At 74.3% G+C, this 16,616-nt stretch carries 11 protein-coding genes; 7 read left to right on the top strand and 4 right to left on the bottom strand.

Features of this window, described 5'->3' with window-relative positions:
• Positions 1 to 151: 151 nt before the first annotated feature.
• Both V7E46_RS05610 and V7E46_RS05605 read right to left on the bottom strand, forming a co-directional pair.
• Positions 152 to 1,387 (bottom strand): aminotransferase class I/II-fold pyridoxal phosphate-dependent enzyme, encoded by a 1,236-nt coding sequence (locus tag V7E46_RS05610; protein WP_333767367.1) that lies wholly within the window; start codon positions 1,385 to 1,387, stop codon positions 152 to 154.
• A gap of 264 nt (positions 1,388 to 1,651) precedes the next feature.
• Positions 1,652 to 2,485: an HpcH/HpaI aldolase/citrate lyase family protein gene (locus V7E46_RS05605; protein ID WP_329172744.1), complete on the bottom strand. Its 834-nt coding sequence runs from the start codon at positions 2,483 to 2,485 to the stop codon at positions 1,652 to 1,654.
• 372 nt (positions 2,486 to 2,857) lie between these two features.
• Between V7E46_RS05605 and V7E46_RS05600 the strand changes: the two genes are divergently transcribed.
• From V7E46_RS05600 to V7E46_RS05595, 3 genes are all read left to right on the top strand, one after another.
• Positions 2,858 to 4,561: an nSTAND1 domain-containing NTPase gene (locus V7E46_RS05600; RefSeq protein ID WP_333767366.1), complete on the top strand. Its 1,704-nt coding sequence runs from the start codon at positions 2,858 to 2,860 to the stop codon at positions 4,559 to 4,561.
• A gap of 322 nt (positions 4,562 to 4,883) precedes the next feature.
• Positions 4,884 to 5,168 (top strand): PAS domain-containing protein, encoded by a 285-nt coding sequence (locus V7E46_RS33825; protein WP_443054000.1) that lies wholly within the window; start codon positions 4,884 to 4,886, stop codon positions 5,166 to 5,168.
• Positions 5,168 to 6,010 (top strand): undecaprenyl-diphosphate phosphatase, encoded by an 843-nt coding sequence (locus tag V7E46_RS05595; RefSeq protein WP_333767365.1) that lies wholly within the window; start codon positions 5,168 to 5,170, stop codon positions 6,008 to 6,010. Before V7E46_RS33825 ends, V7E46_RS05595 begins: the two co-directional genes overlap by 1 nt.
• A 9-nt stretch (positions 6,011 to 6,019) precedes the next feature.
• Here the strand turns inward: V7E46_RS05595 and V7E46_RS05590 are convergent, their stop codons facing one another.
• Complete coding sequence (locus tag V7E46_RS05590; RefSeq protein WP_333767364.1) at positions 6,020 to 6,427, bottom strand: acyl-CoA dehydrogenase family protein; 408 nt, start codon at positions 6,425 to 6,427, stop codon at positions 6,020 to 6,022.
• A 209-nt stretch (positions 6,428 to 6,636) separates the two neighbouring features.
• Positions 6,637 to 6,993 carry a DoxX family protein gene (locus tag V7E46_RS05585; RefSeq protein WP_329172706.1) on the bottom strand — a complete coding sequence of 119 codons (357 nt, stop codon included), beginning with the start codon at positions 6,991 to 6,993 and terminating at the stop codon, positions 6,637 to 6,639.
• Between the two features lie 530 nt (positions 6,994 to 7,523).
• Here V7E46_RS05585 and V7E46_RS05580 point away from each other — a divergent pair.
• The 4 genes from V7E46_RS05580 (at position 7,524) to V7E46_RS05565 (ending at position 16,586) form a co-directional block, all read left to right on the top strand.
• Positions 7,524 to 10,175: an AMP-binding protein gene (locus V7E46_RS05580; protein WP_333767363.1), complete on the top strand. Its 2,652-nt coding sequence runs from the start codon at positions 7,524 to 7,526 to the stop codon at positions 10,173 to 10,175.
• A gap of 222 nt (positions 10,176 to 10,397) precedes the next feature.
• Positions 10,398 to 13,355, top strand: coding sequence for an AfsR/SARP family transcriptional regulator (locus V7E46_RS05575; protein ID WP_333767362.1), 2,958 nt, complete (start codon positions 10,398 to 10,400; stop codon positions 13,353 to 13,355).
• Between the two features lie 411 nt (positions 13,356 to 13,766).
• Complete coding sequence (locus tag V7E46_RS05570) at positions 13,767 to 15,539, top strand: AfsR/SARP family transcriptional regulator (RefSeq protein WP_333767361.1); 1,773 nt, start codon at positions 13,767 to 13,769, stop codon at positions 15,537 to 15,539.
• Positions 15,540 to 15,653: 114 nt separating this feature from the next.
• A complete protein-coding gene (locus V7E46_RS05565) occupies positions 15,654 to 16,586 on the top strand; it encodes an aromatic prenyltransferase (RefSeq protein WP_333767360.1) in 933 nt (310 codons plus the stop codon).
• The last annotated feature ends 30 nt before the right edge of the window (positions 16,587 to 16,616 follow it).

The raw sequence follows: 16,616 nt of genomic DNA, 5'->3' as shown, positions 1-16,616 counted from the left end.
GGCGGGGGCGTCCGTGGTGCGTACGTCGTCCATGTGCGCGTCCTCTCACGGGGAGTCGGCTCGGCGGATCGGGGTTCGGGCGTCCGCCGCGGGAGGGGCCGGCGGATCGCGCCGGCGGGTCGGATGGGGTGTGGCGGACCGGGCCGGCCGCTCAGAGGGCGGCCATCACATCCCGGACGCTGCCCGCGAACTCGTCGATCTTCTCCGTGCTCAGATCCGAGCGGAGCATGATGCGCAGCCCCGCTTCGCCGCGCGGGACGATGGGGAAGAAGACCGCGGAGCTGTAGAAGCCCCGCTGGTACAGCTCGGCGGACAGCCGGACGGCGTCGTCCGCCTCGCCGACGGTGATCCGCCGCACCGGAAGTCCGTTGCCCGCGAAGGGCGTGGGATAGACGCGGTCGAAGTGGTCGATGTTCGCGTGCAGCCGGCGCTGGAGTTCGCCCAGTTCGGGCGAGCGGTGGATCGCGGCGCTGGCCAGCGAGGCGCCCACCAGCGGCAGCGACATGTTCTGCGACCATCCCACCGGTCCCGCGTGCCGGTGCAGGAACTCGAACATCGCGCGGCTGCCGAGCATCGCGATGCCGCCGCCGGTGCCGAAGCCCTTGCCCAGGCTGGCGACGATCACCGTCAGGTCGTTCATCTCCAGCTGCGAGCGGACGAATCCCTCGCCGTGCTCGCCCACCAGGGACAGCGAGTGCGAGTCGTCGATGTAGAGGAACAGCCCGTACCTGTCCTGGAGTTCCTTCAGGCCGGCCAGCGCCGTCGCCCCGCCCATCGAGTACGCCCCGTCGGCCACGTACGCGACCCGCGGGTACTGCCGGCAGATCTTCTCCAGCTGGTCGAGATCGTTGTGGTCGCAGGTCAGGACCAGGGTCTCCTCGGCGCACACGGGCTTCACGTACGACATGCAGAAGTGGCAGAAGCGGTCGAAGACCATGACACGCGGCTGCCCGTCGCCGCCCAGGTGGCCCGAGCCGATCAGCGGCAGGATGCCCGCGGTCAGCGCGGTGCAGGAGGTGCCCGGCAGGACGTGCGCGCCGAACAACTCGCCCAGCTCCTCCTCCATCTGCACCATGAGGTTGTGGCGGATCCGGGTGGTCGAGACCACCAGCCAGGTGGCCTGCGCCTCCTGGAGGGCGTCGATGGCACCCTGGATGACCGCCGGGTGGTGGTTGAGCCCCAGGTAGCCGACCGAGCACATGTTGACGAACTCGTGCCCGGTCTCCTTGACCACGAGCCGGTTGTTGGCGTCGGGGGTGTCGACATGGATGCCGATGAGCCCGGCGTCCGCTGCCTTGCGCCACGCGGGGTCGGCGACCTCCAGCATCGTGGCGTTGTTGCGGTGCCGGTGGGGGCCGGTGATGTCGAGCGGGGGGCTTTGCGTCATGTCGGACAACTCCCTGGCGAGGGGTGTGCGGATGCACCGGTGGGCTTTCATGGCGTGGTGCTGCCGTGCGGTGCGCGGCGGCACGTGGTCTTGCGGCGGCACGGTTGGCGGGCGTGGCGGGCGTCGGCGCGCGGACGCCGCGGGCTCCTCGTACGGCCCTGGCGCGTACGGACGCGGACACCGCTGCGGGTACGGGTACGGCCGGGGGAGGGTGCAGGGCGGTCGCGGAGGCTTTCCGCTCGTCCGGCCGGCGCCCGTCCGGAGCTAGCCGAACTCCTCGATCAGCTGCTGGGACGCCTCGAAGAAGGGCGCTCCGACCATCGCGCCGTCGACCATGGTCGCGTCCCTGCCGTTCTCCCGCCCCGCGGCCACGACTCTGCGCGCGTGGTCCAGCAGTCCGGGACCGGGGGAGAAGGACTCGTTGATGACGGGAATCTGCCGGGGGTGGACGGCGACCTTGCCGCTGAAGCCGAAGTCGCGTGCCGCGGCGGCCTCGTGGCGCAGCCCCTCGACGTCGAGGGCCTCGAAGTAGGGGGCGTCCATGACCTCGATCCCGGCCGCCCGGGCGCTGTTGACCACGGTGGCCCGGGCGTAGGCCAGCGCCTCCCACGTCAGCCGCGCGCCCACCGCGAAGGCGTAGTCGGCCGAGCCGAAGACCACCGCCCGCAGCCGAGGTGAGGCGGCGGCGATGGCGGCGGTGTTCAGCAGCCCGCGCGGTGTCTCGACCACGGCGAAGAACTCGGTGTCCGGGCAGGTCGGCGCCAGCGCGTGCTCGACGATCTCGATGTCGCGCGCCGACTCGGCCTTGGGGATCAGGACGAGGGCCGGCTTGACCGGGTAGTGCCGCAGCGCGAGCAGGTCGCGCAGGCCGTCCGGTTCGCTCACGGCGTTGATCCGGATCGCCCGGCGCGCCGGGCCGCCGGGGTCCGCGAAGAAGTCCGCGGCCAGCCGCCGGGCCTCCTCCTTGCGCTGCGGCGGCACGGAGTCCTCCAGGTCCACCATGGCGATGTCGGCACCGGAGTCATGGCACTTCGCATACCGGTGCACCGCGGTGCCGGGTGTGGACAGGAGTGAGCGGCAGTACCGGGAAAACTTCATGGGGATCTCCCGACGAAGGCGACGCGCTCTTGGAGGGCGAACAGGCGGCGGCCGGCAATGGTGTTCGGCGCTCCGCCGTCTCATGACTACCGGATATCGCGTTGTTCAGGTGCCCGCCGGACGCGCTGAACATCAACCTCGAACAACGGTGAACACCCGGATGGGTATATTCCATGTGATCACGGGTCAAGTCATGCGCTCGCAGAATTGGCGAAATCCACGATGCCGCCGTTCACAGCGTTGTGCGTACCGTGTGGGGACGCTCTCGTACGCGGCGGAGCCGCTCGGATGCCGCACGAAACGCCACCGCAGATCCGTCGGACGTCCCCAGCGCCGCCGCCCCCCGGGACGGCGGCCGGGAAAGGGGTTCCGGTGCCACGTCAGGAACGGCCGCTGGAAGACGGGGACACCCCTGTGCTGAGGTTCGCCGCCGATCTGCGGCAGCTGCGATCGAAGGCGGGCGCGCCCAGCTACCGGCAGCTGGCCGTACGCGCCCACGCCTCCGCCGCCAGCCTCTCGGTCGCCGCGGGCGGTCGCCGGCTGCCCACGCTCGCGGTGACCATCGCCTACGTGGAGGGCTGCGGCGGCGACGTGGAGGCGTGGCGGCTGCGCTGGCACGACGTGGCCGACGCGCTCGGAGCGGCAGCGGAGGCAGGCGGCGGCGCGGCCCCGGCGGAAGGGGAGGCCTGCGGCGGCGCGATCCCGGCCCCCGGCTCCCGGGCGGGGCTGCCGGCGGACGGGGTCGGGGCCGGGATCGGGGACGCCGTGCCCTATCTCGGGGCGGCGCCCTTCCGGCCCGACGACGCGGAGTGGTTCTTCGGCCGCGAGGCGCTGACCGCCGATCTGCGGGAGCGGCTGCGCCACCGCCGGGTCGTCACCGTGACGGGGCCGTCCGGCGCGGGCAAGACCTCCCTGCTGAACGCCGGGCTGATCGCCCTGCTGCGGGCCGAGGGCCACCCGGGTCCCGTCGTCGTCCTCACCCCGGGTCCCGACCCGCTGCGGAAGGCCGGCCGGTGGCTCGCCCGGCCGGGCGCCGGGCCGTCCCCGGGGCACAGCGAGTCGGTCGTGGTCATCGACCAGTTCGAGGAGCTGTTCACGCTGTGCCGCTCGTCCGCCGAACGCCTCCGCTTCCTGGACCTGCTCGGCTCCGCGGCGGCCGGCCGCCGGCGGATCGTCATCTGCACCCGCGCGGACGCCTACGACCGCTGGCTCGGCAGGCCGCTGCTGTCCTCCGCCCTCTTCGACGACCCCCTCGTCGTCGGGCCGATGGCGCCCGAGGACCTGCGCCGGGCGGTCACCGAGCCCGCGGCCCGGGCCGGCTGCCCGGCCCAGGAGGACCTGGTCGCCGTCCTGGTCGCGGCGGCGGCGGGCCAGCCGGGCGCCCTCCCGCTGGTGTCGGCCGCGCTGCGCGAGGTGTGGCTGCGCCGCGACGGGGGAGTGCTGAGCCTGTCCGTGCTGCGTGCCGTCGGCGGGATCGACGGGGTGGCCGCGCGCTGCGCCGAGGCCGCCTGGGCGGACCTGCCCGAGGCGCTGCACCGCCGGGCCCGCTCGGTCCTGCTGCGGCTGGCCGCCGCCGAGGCGCCCGCCGGGCCGGGACCCGCGGCGGTCGCGCTGTCGGATCTGGACGACGACCCGGCGACCAGGACCGTGCTGGAACGTTTCGCCCGCGCCCGTGCGCTGACCCTCGACCGCGACCGCGCCATGTGGGCGCACGCGGCCGTGGCCCGGACGTGGACCCGCCTCGCGCGATGGGCGGAGACGGAGGCCCAGAACCTGCGCGTGCACCGCCGCCTGACGGAGGCCGCCCGCGCCTGGCACGCGCACGGGCGCCCGCCCGAGCGCCTGTACCGGGGCGTGGACCTCGCCGAGGCCCATGACCTGTGCGGCCGGGACGGCCACGAACCGACGGTGCGGGAGAGGGAGTTCCTCGACGCCGCCGCACAGGCGCGGCGCAAGCGGCGGCGCGCGGCGGCGGCCGACCGGGCCCGGCTGCGCGGACAGCGCCGGATCATCATCGCGCTGGCGGCGGCTCTCGTGGCGGTGATGTCGGCGGCGCCGCTGGTGGCCCTGCGCTGAGGAGGGCGCCTTCCCGGTCGTACGACCGCGAGGCCGCCGTCCCGGTCGTGCGCACCGCGCCGGGTCCGGGGACCGGCCGTACCGGTCACCGGTCCCCGGACCCGCGGTCCGGCCGCCGGACCGCTCACCGGCCGCAGACCGCCGGACCCGCGAGTCGGCCGCCGCGACCGCCGCCACCTCACCGCTCCTCGACCGATAGCCGGCCCCTCGGAGCGGGGCGCGGTTCGGACGGCGGTGGGCGACAGGAGAATCCCCACGGGCGGCGGTCGTCACGGGGATCCCGGGTTCTGCGCCGTGGCGCTCTTGCGCCGATGATCGGTACGTGGAGACGGGACAGGTGCCGGAGCCGCTGTTCACCGCCGACGACGCCGGCCGTGTCAGCTCGTGGAGCCAGGCCGCCGCGTCGTTGTTCGGCCGCTCGGCGGACGACGTGGTGGGGGGTCCCGCGGCGGAGGCGGTCGGCGGGGCGGACGCCGCGCTCCGCGTCGTACCGCGGTCCGGCGGCGGCTGGGGGCGGAGAGCCGTTGGTCGCGGGTGCGTTAGCCTTGATCATGTTCGGCCACAGCTCGGCCGGGGAGAGCCGACCGCCTGTGGAGCGCGCCCTTGATGTCCTGGTTCGAAGCCGCTCTGCTGGGCTTGGTGCAGGGGCTCACCGAGTTCTTGCCGATCTCCTCCAGCGCCCACTTGCGGGTGGTTTCCGCGCTGGCCGGGTGGAGCGATCCCGGATCGGCGTTCACGGCGGTCACCCAGCTGGGCACGGAGACGGCCGTGCTGATCTACTTCCGGCGGGACATCGCCTCGATCGTCAGCGCCTGGACGGCGTCGCTGTTCGTACCGGAGCGGCGGAAGGACCCCGACGCGCGGATGGGCTGGTTCGTCATCGTCGGCACCGTCCCCATCGCCGTGCTGGGGGCCGCGTTCCAGCACCCCATCGAGACCAGCCTGCGCGACCTGCGGATCACCGGGACCGTCCTGATCCTCTTCGGCCTGGTCCTCGGTGTCGCGGACCGTTCGCGGGCCGTGCGGTACGCCAAGCCCATCAGCGAGCTGAGTCTTCCGCACGCCGTGATCTACGGCTTCGCCCAGTCGCTCGCGCTGGTCCCGGGCGTCTCGCGCTCGGGCGGCACCGTGAGCGCCGGGCTCTTCCTCGGCTACAGCAGGGAAGCCGCAGCGCGCTACTCCTTCCTGCTCGCCGTCCCGGCGGTGCTGGCCTCCGGCGGCCTGGAGCTGGCCAAGATCGGTGAAGGACCCTCACCGGCCTGGGGTCCGACGCTGCTGGCCACGGTCATCGCCTTCGCGGTGGGTTACGCCGCCATCGCCTGGTTCCTCAAGTACATCTCGCACAACAGCTTCACACCGTTCGTCGTCTACCGGGTCCTGGTGGGCGCGGCCATCATCGCCCTGGTCGCGGCCGGAGCACTCGGCCCTTCGGCCGGCCCCGCGGGATAGCGGGCGTCCTCAGCTCGGGCCGAGGCCGCGGGTGACCAGTCCGCGTTGCACGTCGTCGGTTCCGCCGCCGAGGAAGGCGAGGACCGGCAGCCGCAGGCCCTGCTCGAAGACGCCCGCGCCGGGGGCGTCCGGTGCGGACGGGGCCGCCGCGGGGCCGAGGATCTCCAGGGCGTCGCGGCTGAGCTGCTCGGCCATCTCCGCGGCCGGCACACCGGCCATCGCGGAGGCCAGGCGTGCGGTGTGCGCGGCGCCGGACTCGGCTTTCCCGGCCGCCGCGGTGAGCAGCAGGCCCACCGCCTGCACCAGGACGGCCATGGCGCTCAGCTTCGCCCGCTTGTCCGATCCGGACGGGCCTGCCGCGCCGTCCGGATCAGCACGGACGGCCGCGAGCAGTTCGTCGGACTGCCGACGGGACATTCCGGCTGGACACCTGACGAGGCTCTGGGAGGCCGACTGCCCGTCCGCCGTGCCCTGGCGCGCCGACGCGGCCCGCGCCTACCGAAAACTCGGCATCCGCCGCCGCACCCGGCTTCCTTCGTGCCTGTCAGAACTCGTCCCCTGACCGCCCGCCGCCCACGAGCCGCTGGGCGGCGGTCCAGCAAGGCGGGCGGCAGGGCCGCCGCGGTCTACCAGGCGCCGTGCTCGATCAGGCCCAGGACCAGGGCGGCCACCGCGGTGGCGAGGAACACGATGCCGCCCACGATGTCGCGCGAGCCCACCCGCAGGTGGGCGATGATCGCGCCGATGAAGTACAGCACCAGGCCGATCGCGGCGAGGGTGCCCAGGACCGGCACGGCGAACCCGGCCAGCAGCCCCAGCGTGCCCGCGGCCAGCAACGAGCCGAGCACCGGCACCCACTTGCGGGGCAGGCCCTTCATGTCCGCCTGGGTCTTGGGGTACTCATGGCCGATCAGGTAGGTGACGGCGGCGGCGCCGTTGAAGACCGCGCCGAGGATGATGACCGTGACATAGGCGGCGTGCACGATTTCTCCGCTTCCGTGGGAACAGTGTCGCTGGGCACCCCGCTGCGGGACACCGTTCTCCTGGTACGAGGAGTCAGCGAAGGACAAGTCAGCGGCGCGGTGGGTGACATCGATCGGCAGCCCGGTCTGCCGATGATCTCGAACGCCTGATAGCCGTTGCGCAGCACCATGCGATGGCGCTGCCGGGGGCTTGGATGCCCCGCGCGCCGATGATCGTACCGGGTTGCCCCCTCGGCGCCACCCCAGGGTGGACAACTCGCTTTCCTGGAGCGGCAATCGGGTTCGGCGGGAAAGTCCGCTGCCTGGAGGGGCGGTCGCGCTTGCGGAACCGGACGCCGCGGCCCTTGCGGAGTCCGCACCGACCGCCGCCGTGCGGCCGGGCGCCCGTGCCGCCGGGGACCGGCCGGAAGCCGGCTGCCGGAAAGACCAGCCCGCCAGAAGTACCCGTATAGGTCGTGTATGGCCCGCCCGGGCAGGGTGGCTCGGTTCGGCCGAACCAGGCAGCGCCCGTGGACCCGACAGGAGCGACCTTGTCAGAACCGCAGACCGCCGCCCCCGCGGACCGGTGCGTCGTGCTCAACAGCGAGGGGCAGCACTCGATCTGGTGGATCGACCGCGACCTGCCCGCCGGCTGGCACGCCGAGGGGACCACCGGATCGCGGGAGCGCTGTCTCGCCCGCGTCCAGGAACTGTGGGCCGACCTGCGCCCGGCGAGTCTGCGCCGCCGCGCGGAAGCGGCGGAAGCGGAAGGGGCGGCGACGCGGGAAGCGGAGCCGGAGGGCGGGGACACCGGCGGCGCCTGCGTCCCCGGGCTCATCGGGCGGCAGGCGCGGCGGAATCCGGATGCCGTCGCCGTGGAGGGCGACGGCTTCGCCCTGTCCTTCGGCGCACTCGACGCGGCGTCGAACCGCTGGGCCCGCCACCTGCGCTTACGGGGCGTGGGACGCGGCGTGCTGGTGGGGGTCCTCCTCGGCCGGGGCGCCGACCTGCACGCGGTGACGCTGGGCGTGTGGAAGGCGGGCGCCGGATGCGTGCCGCTCGACCCGGAATTCCCGGCGGCCCGGCTGCGCTGGCTGCTCGCCGACGCCGGGGCGCGGGTGCTGGTCACCGAGGCGGCGTACCGGCCCGACGGGTTCGAGGGGCAGGTCGTGCACGTGGACGATCCCGAGGTCTGCGGCGCGCTGGCCCTGCACCCGGGCGGGCCGCTCGCCGGGGCGCCGGATCCGGACGACGTGGCGTGCGTGGCCCATGTGCCCTCGGCGGCCGGGCGCCCGCACGCCGTGGCCGTCACGCACCGCGGCCTGGCGCACCATGTGGCCTGGGCGGAGCGGGAGTTGACCGGTACGGGCCGCGGCGGGACGGCGGTGTTCGCGTCGGTCGCCTCCGAGCTGACGGCGACGGCCCTGTGGGCACCGCTGTGGGCCGGGCAGCGGGTGCTGCTCGCACCGCAGGCCCTGGACCTGGCGCACGTGGGGGAGTGGCTCGCGGCGAGCGGGCCGTTCGGCTTCCTGGAGCTGACGCCGGGCCATCTCGACCTGCTCGTACGGGAATGCGGCGAGGCGCGGGTCGCCGCGCTGGCCCGGACGTTCGTGGTCGCGGGCGGGGCGCCGGGGCCGGCGGCGGCGCGGCTCGCCGGATTCCTCGGCCCAGGACGGCTGCTCAGCGCGTACGGGACGGCCGAGACGTCGTACGGCGGCTGCCTGCACCCTGTGCCCCCCGGCGCGGACGCGCAGGTGAGGGTGCTGGACGGGGCCAGCCGGCGGGTCCCGGCCGGCGCGGTGGGCGAACTCTACGTGGCCGGTCCCGGGGTGGCCCGCGGCTACGACGGCCGGGCCGCGCTGACGGCGGAGCGGTTCGTCCCCGACCCGTACGGCCCGGCCGGGACGCGGATGTACCGCACCGGGGAGCTGGCGCGCCGGACAGCGGCGGGGGAGGTGGAACTCCTCGGCCGCGCCGACCGGCAGGTGTGGGTCCGCGGCCACCGGGCCGACCCGGCCGAGGCCGAGGAGGCGCTGCACGACCACCCGTGCGTCGGCGAGGCCGTCGTCATCGGTGTGCGGGCCGCGGCGGGCGATGTCCACCTGGCCGCCTACGTGGTGCCGCGCCCCGGTGCGCAGGGCCTGGACGCGGCGGCGCTGGCGGCCCACTGCCGGCGGCGGCTGCCGGGACACCTGGTGCCCGCGACCCTCGCCCTGCTCGACGAGGTGCCGCGCGCCGCCGATGGGCGGGTGGACCTGGCGGCGCTGCCCGGCCCCGGACCGCACGGGCGGTGCGGGCCGGCCGTCCCCCGCCGGCCCGCACCCGCCGGCCGGCCGGCCCCCTTCGGCGGGCGCGCCTTCGCGGAACTGCTCGCGGCGTGCCGGGTGCCGGGCGCGTCCGTCGCCGTACTGGAGAGCGGCGGCCTGGTGGCGGTCGAGGCCGCGGGAACCGACGGGGAGGGCAGGCCGGTCACCCCGCGCACCGCCTTCCCCGCGGGCGGGCTGAGCCGGCACCTCACGGCCCTGGGCGCCCTGCGCCTGGTGGACGAGGGGCTGATCGCCCTGGACGCCGGGACCGGCCGCCCGGGGGACACCCCGGTCACCCTGGCGGACCTGCTCGGGCACCGCCGCGCGGAAGGCGCCGACCGCCTCCCCGCGCTGCTGGAGGACGCCACGGGCGAGCCGTTCGGCCCGCTGATGCGGCGGCTGGTGCTCGGGCCGCTCGGCCTGGACGACAGCTGCTTCGGCGGACCGCCGCCGCGCGGAAACGGCAGGACCGGCGCCCCTGCGGCCCGCGTCGGCCACGACACCGCCGGGCGCCCCCTCGGCGGCGCCGCCGCGGCCGCGGACCCGGCCGGGCTGTGGACCACCGCCGCCGACCTGGCCAGGGCGGCGCTGGAGATCCGGCGTTCCGCGCTCGGCGCCCCGCTCGCCCTGCTCGGCCGGGACACCGCGGCCCGCATGCTGACCCCGAGCCCGGACAGCCGCTACGGGCTGGACACGAGGGCCGACATCCTCGGCTCCGACACGGAGTTCGGGCAGGAGGCGGCTTCGGCCGGCCATTACGCCGCGTCGGCGCTCCGGCTGCGTACCGGCCGCGGCCTCGTCGTGCTCGCCAACGGCGGGGGCGGCGAGCGGCTGCGGAAGGAGATCGCCGCCCGCCTGAGCGGCGTACGCCAAACGGTGGACAAGCACTGGCCGTGATGTGACGGAACGTGGTGATGCCCGCGAAGACGCGCAGGGAGCCGACCAGGTGACCGGCACGTAGCGTGAGGGGTGGCGTAACTGTGTTGTCGTGACCAGAACTTGTACACACAATGTCTCTGCAATGTCTCCCGCGGGGGGGCGGGGCGTATGCTCCGCCGGGAAGGGGACGGTGTGTCGCCCTGGCTGTCATTTCAGGTGCTGGGCCCGCTGAAAGTGAGCGTGGACGGTCGCTCACTGCCGCTGCGCAGCGCGCGGCAGCGCACAATTCTGGCCGTTCTGCTGCTCACCCCGGGACGCGTCGTCTCCGTGGAATCCCTGGCGGACGCCGTCTGGCACGGTGACCCGCCCGTCACCGCGCGCAACCAGATCGCCATCTGCGTCTCGGCACTGCGCAAGACCTTCCGCGACGAGGCGGGCGTCGACGGCCTCATCGAGACGGTGCTGCCCGGCTATGTGCTGCACACCGAGGGCCACTACGTCGATGTGGCCGACCTGTACGAGTCGGCCGCGGCTGCCGGAGCCGCCGCCGAGGCCGGCGACCCGGGCGCGGCGGCGGCCCGCTTCGAGGACGCCCTCGCCCTGTGGTCGGGGCCGGTGCTCGACGGCCTGGACGGCGGCGCCCTGACCGGCGTGGTGAGCCGGCTCACCGAGCTGAGGATCGACCTGGCCGAGGAGTACGCCGCCGTCCAGCTCCAGCAGGGCCGCTACCGGTCGGTGGTGGCGAACCTGGCACCTGTCGTCGCCGAGCACCCGCTGCGCGAGCACGCCCGCGCCGTCCTCATGCGGGCCTACCACCTGTCGGGCCGCCGGTCCGAGGCGCTGGACTGCTACCGCGAAGGGCGCCGGATCCTCATCGCGGAACTGGGCGTCGAACCGGGCGCCGAGTTGCAGGAATTGCACCGCACGGTGCTGGAGGGCGACGGTCCCGCCCCGGTGCGGGCCGCGGTCCCCGCTGCCGCTCCTGACGCCGTGCCCCGGCAACTCCCGCTGCCGCCGGAGCCGTTCGTCGGCCGGGAGGCCGAACTCGACCTGCTCGAACGGCTCGTGCAGCCGGTGCCGGTGCACGGCGGCGGCCTGCCGGTGCGGATCGCGGCGGTCTGCGGCGCCGCAGGGGTCGGCAAGAGCACCCTCGCCCTGCACTGGGCCGACCGCGTCGCGGAGCGCTTCCCCGACGGCCAGATCTACCTGGACCTCCAGGGCCCGCACTGGCACGGCGGCCCCGTCACACCCGGGGCGGCGCTGGACGGGGCGCTGCGCGCGCTCGGTGTGCCCGGCGCCTCGATCCCCGCGGGCCTGGAGGACCGGGCCGCGCTCTACCGCGCCGCCCTCGACGGCAGACGGCTGCTCGTCGTCCTGGACAACGCCCGCTCCCTGGACCAGATCCGCCCGCTGCTGCCCGGCCGCGGCCCTGCCCGGGCCGTCCTCACCAGCCGGGACCCGCTGAGCGGGCTGGCCGGCGCCTTCGCCGCGGTCCGGGTCGAACTGCACGCGATGAGCCCGGCCGAGTCCCTGAACCTGCTCGCCGCCACGATCGGCGACCGCCGGGTGGCGGCGGAACCGGAGGCGGCGCGGCGCCTGGTGGACCTGTGCGACCGGCTGCCGCTGGCGCTGCGGATCGTCGCGACCCGGCTGCTGTCCGACCACCGCTGGTCGCTGCGCCGGATGGCGGCGCGGATGGAGGACCGCCGCGAGCGCCTGGACGTGGTCAGCCCCGGCGAGAGCGGGGTGCGCTCCAGCCTGTGGCTCAGCTACCGGGCGCTTTCCGTGCAGGCGGCGCGGCTCTACCGGCAGCTGAGCATGCTGGACGTGCCCGACGTCCCGGCCTGGATCGGCGCCCCCGTCCTCGGTGTCACCCCCGGTGTGTCGCAGGAGCTGCTCCACCAGCTCGCCGGCGCGCAGCTCCTGGAGAGCTGCCCCGCGCGGGGCGGCGGGACCCGCTTCCGTATCCAGGACCTGATGCGGCTGTTCGCCCAGGAGCGCTGCCTGGCCGAGGACAGCGCGCAGGAGCGCGAGCAGACCCTGGACCGGGTCTTCTCCGCCGTGCTCACGCTGGTGTACGCGGCCGGGGAGCAGCTGTACGGCAGGAGCGAGGGCGCCCCCCACGTCCCGGCGCACACCGCGGAGGTGCCCGGCGAGACGGTGAGCGAGCTGGTCGCCGACCCCATCGAGTGGTTCGAGGGCGAGCGGGAACTGCTCGGCGCGCTGGTGGCGCAGGCCGCGCGCGGCGGTCAGGCGGGCCGCGCCTGGATCCTCGCGGTGGGCTCCGTCCCCTTCTTCGAGACGCGCAACTACCTGGAGGACTGGCGGCGGACGGCCGAGTGCGCCCTGGAGGGCGCGCAGCGCGCGGGCGACACCCGCGGCGCCGGCACCATGCTCCGCTCCCTGGGGACGCTCGCCATCTACCAGCGCCGCTACGAGGAGGCGCGGGAGCGGCTGCTGACCGCGCTGACCCACCTGGAGCAGAGCGACGACACCCAGGGCCGGGCCATCGTGCGGCGCAATCTCGCGGTGTGCGCCCGCTTCTCCGGCGACCTCGCCGAGGCGGCCCGCTGCTGCGAGGAGTCCCTGGTGCTGTTCCGGCGGGCCGGCGACTCCTCCGGCCTCTCGCACGCGCTGGGGCTGCTCGCCCAGATCGAGATCGAGCAGGGCAATCCCGAGCGGGGTGTGGAGCTGAGCAACCAGGCGATCGAGGTCAGCTACAAGGCCGGATCACTGCGCAGCCGCACCCAGAACCTCTACCGCCTGGCCGAGGCGCTGCTCGGCGCCGGGCAGTCGGCGCGGGCGGAGCGGGTCTGCCACGACGTGGTGGGCCTCACCCGCGGTCAGGGCGACCGGCTGGGTGAGGCCCACGGGCTGTGCGTCCTCGGCGAGGCGCAGTGGCGGCAGAACGAGCCGCACAAGGCGCGGGCCAGCCTGCTGCGGGCGCTGCGCGCCGCCGAGGAGGTCAACGACCGGTTCCTCCAGGCCAGGATCACCACCAACCTCGCCTGCGCCGAGGCGATCTGCGGCGGTACCGGCGCCGACGCGCCCCTGGAGTGGGCCCAGCAGGAATTCCGCACGCTCAACGCGCCGGTGTGGGTACGGCGGGCCGGCCGGCTGCGCGAGGTCCTGGGGTCGCACGACGCGGACAGCCCGATCGAGGGGCTGGTCCTGGCCCGCCTGCTCCACGGCTGCTGATCAGGCCCCCGCGGGCGTCGTCACGTCCAGGGCAGATCACCGGTCCGCAGGCCGGCGCCCACGGCGAGAAGCAGTGGAAGAAAAACCAGCGCGGCGGTGGTGAACGCTACCGCACCCGTAGTGAACTTACGCATGAATGACTCCCCGTAGTGTTCTCAGAAAACGCCCTGACGGCTTTCTCTGAGGGCAGCCTAAGGGTGGTCGCTTTTGGTGTGATTTCCCGGCGATTTCGACTGTCGGAAATCGACTCGATAATGCAGGGAAAGTCCTGGCGGATAAGGTTATGAGGAGAACTTTGCCGGGGGATGTCCGGGGGATGGGGATTGCGCTGTGCTGAACTCTGGTGGTGTGGCCGTACGGCCCGCCGATGGGACCGCGGAACCGAACGATCCGGGCCCGGAAGCGCCCGGGATGCTTGAATTCCGTTTGCTGGGACCGGTCTCCGTGACCCGTGCGGGTACGGCGGTCCCGCTGCCCGGGACGAAGATCCACACTGTGCTCGCCGTACTGCTGCTGGCGCGGGGCGCCTTGGTCGCCGACGGGCGGCTGAGCGCGGCGCTGTGGGGGGACGCGCCGCCGCACACCTCGAACTCCCAGATCTACACTTATGTCTCCCGGCTCAGAAAAGTCCTCGGGAAAGCGGCGCAAATATCCCGGAAAGGGCCGGGATACGCCCTCGACGTCAAGGACGCCGAGGTCGACCTGTTCTGCTTCGAGCGGCTCGACCGGCTGGGCCGCCAGGCCTTGAAGGAGAACCGCCACGAGGAGGCGGGCCGGCTGCTCGGCAGCGCGCTCGGCTGTTGGAGCGGCCACGCCCTGGACAATGTGAGCGAGCACCTCCTGCAGTTCGAGCGGCCACGCCTGGAATTCCTGCGGGCCGAGGCACTGGAACGCCGGATCCAGGCGGATCTGGCACTCGGCCGGCACCGCTCCCTGGTACCCGAACTCCTCTCCCTGGTGGCCCGCTTCCCCATGGAGGAGAATCTGCGCGCCCACCTCATCACGGCGCTGCACCGCTGCGACCGGCAGGCGGAGGCCGTCCAGGTGTACGGCGAGGGCCGCCGGATCCTCGACGAGCAGCTCGGCGTGGTGCCGGGACCGCAGCTCAGCAAGGCCTATCTGCGGATGCTGCGCGGCGAGGGCGCCGCCGCCCGGCGCAAGCCGCTCGTCCTGCTGCCCGTGCGGGCAGCGGTGGTCACCGGGCGCACCGCCGAGGCGGCCCGGCTCAGGTCGCTGCTGCTGCGCCGCCCCTCAGGCCAGGGCTCCCGGCTCAGGGCGGCGCTGGTCACCGGGATGCCCGGCAGCGGCAAGACGGCCCTGGCCGCCGAAGTGGCCCACGGCTGCGCCCAGGCCTTCCCCGACGGGGTGGTGCACGCCGACCTCCAGGACGCCGACGGAGCCGCCCGCCCTCCCGCGGCCGTGCTCGCGGAGATCCTCTCGGCGCTGGGGGACACCGCGGACGCCGGGCGGGCGGCCGGGCACGAACTGGGCGACCTGGTGCGCCGCTACCGTGCCAGGACCGCCGCCTCCCGGCTGCTCGTCGTGCTGGACGACGCGACGAGCGACGCGCAGTTGGCCCCGCTGCTGCCCGCGAGCCCGGACACCGCACTGCTCATCACCAGCAGGACCCGGCTGGTGACCGTGCCCGCCTCCTCCACCGTCCCGCTGGAACCGCTGGGCGACGAGGACGCGGTGGCGCTGCTCGCCGAGACCGTGGGCGCCGACCGTGTCCGGGCCGAACTCCCGGCGGCACGCGACCTGGTGCGCTACTGCGCCGGGCTGCCGCTGGCGGTGCGGATCGTGGGCGCCCGGCTCGCCGCCCGCCCGCACTGGCCGGTGGCCCGGCTCGCCGCCCAGCTGGCCGACCCGCGCTCCCGGCTCGCCGCCTTCTCCTACGGCGGCCTGGCGCTGGCCCGCACCCTCGACCGCGCCCTGTCCCGGCTGAGCCCGGCCACCGCGGGCGTCCTGCCCTGGCTCGCGGCGCTGGGCCCCGGCCCCTTCACCGCCCGGCTCGCGGGCGAGGTGACCGGCCTGGCCGAGGCGGAAGGCGCCCTGGAAGAACTCGTCGACGCCTGCCTGCTCTCCTCCGAGCCCGGCGGCGCCCTCGGCGAGGACCGCTACCGCTTCCACCCGCTGGTCCTGCTGTACGCGGGCGAGCTGCCCCGAACGGAACTCCCCCGGTGACCCGGCGACCGTCGCTGGCGACCCCGCGCCAAGCCGGCGACAAGCCATGTGAGAGGTCTGTTCAAGATCGGTGGCTGAGGCTGCCCGCCATGAAGCCTATGGATGGTGACCGCCATGAGTGAGGCGGCGCTGATCACTCAGGAAGACGCGGTGAAGGCCCTCCACTCGGCCATCGAGGAAGCGGCCGGCCTGCTGGAGGTGGAGTACCCGCGCGACACGGTGCTGCGCATCCTGAACCTGTACGGGGGGGACCTCGCCCAGGCGGTGGTCGCGTTCCGGGTCTCGACCGGCGCCGAGCGCGCGGGCGAGCTGGACTGCCGGTTCACGGTGCCGCAGGACGTCGACCCGTACGAACTCGCTGTGGGCAGCGGGCTGCTGGAGAGGACGGACCACCCTGTCTCCCGGCTGCTCGCGGACATCCGCGAGCACTGCCCCGTCGACGGCTACGGCATCGACTTCGGTGTCGTCGGGGGGTTCAAGAAGATCTGGGTGGTGCTGCCCAGGACCGCCCTCCAGGGGGTCGCCGAGCTGGCCGGCATCCCGTCGATGCCGCCGGGCCTGGGCCGGAGCCTCGACTTCATCGCCCGGCACGGCCTGGGCGACACCGTGGGCCTGATCGGCATCGACTACCGCCACCGCACCGTCAACATCTACATGGGCGAGCCGCCCGCCGACGGCTTCGCCCCCGAGTCGCTGCGGTCGATGCTCCGCGAGATCGGCCAGGCAGAGCCCACCGGGCAGATGCTCCGGCTCGGCCGCGAGATCTTCGGCCTCTACGTGACCCTCAGCTGGGACAACCCGGCGATCGAGCGGATCAGCTTCGCCGTGGCGACGACCGACCCGTCCGGTCTCCCCGTCGAACTCGACGACCGGATCGAGCTGTTCGTGCGGCACGTGCGGCGCGCCGACCCGCACACGAAGTTCGTCTACGCCGTCGCCTCCCAGCCCGACGGCGAATATTACAAGCTCCAGGCCTACTACCGGTGGGGTTCCGGAGTGCCGGAGATCATGCAGCTGCCCGAGGGCGCCCTCGCGGACCCGGTCTAGCCCCGCCCGCCCTTCTCCTCGGCTCCCTTC

It is taken from the genome of Streptomyces sp. IBSBF 2435, from assembly GCF_036815005.1.
GTDB lineage: Bacteria > Actinomycetota > Actinomycetes > Streptomycetales > Streptomycetaceae > Actinacidiphila.
This window is presented reverse-complemented; position numbering and strand designations above follow the sequence as displayed.

Excerpts from the sequence above, each read along its gene's own strand:
- V7E46_RS05570 (WP_333767361.1), top strand. The coding sequence starts at position 13,767 with ATGCTTGAATTCCGTTTGCTGGGACCGGTCTCCGTGACCCGTGCGGGT.
- V7E46_RS05610 (WP_333767367.1), bottom strand. The coding sequence starts at position 1,387 with ATGACGCAAAGCCCCCCGCTCGACATCACCGGCCCCCACCGGCACCGC.
- V7E46_RS05595 (WP_333767365.1), top strand. The coding sequence starts at position 5,168 with ATGTCCTGGTTCGAAGCCGCTCTGCTGGGCTTGGTGCAGGGGCTCACC.
- V7E46_RS05590 (WP_333767364.1), bottom strand. The coding sequence starts at position 6,427 with ATGTCCCGTCGGCAGTCCGACGAACTGCTCGCGGCCGTCCGTGCTGAT.
- V7E46_RS05605 (WP_329172744.1), bottom strand. The coding sequence starts at position 2,485 with ATGAAGTTTTCCCGGTACTGCCGCTCACTCCTGTCCACACCCGGCACC.
- V7E46_RS05565 (WP_333767360.1), top strand. The coding sequence starts at position 15,654 with ATGAGTGAGGCGGCGCTGATCACTCAGGAAGACGCGGTGAAGGCCCTC.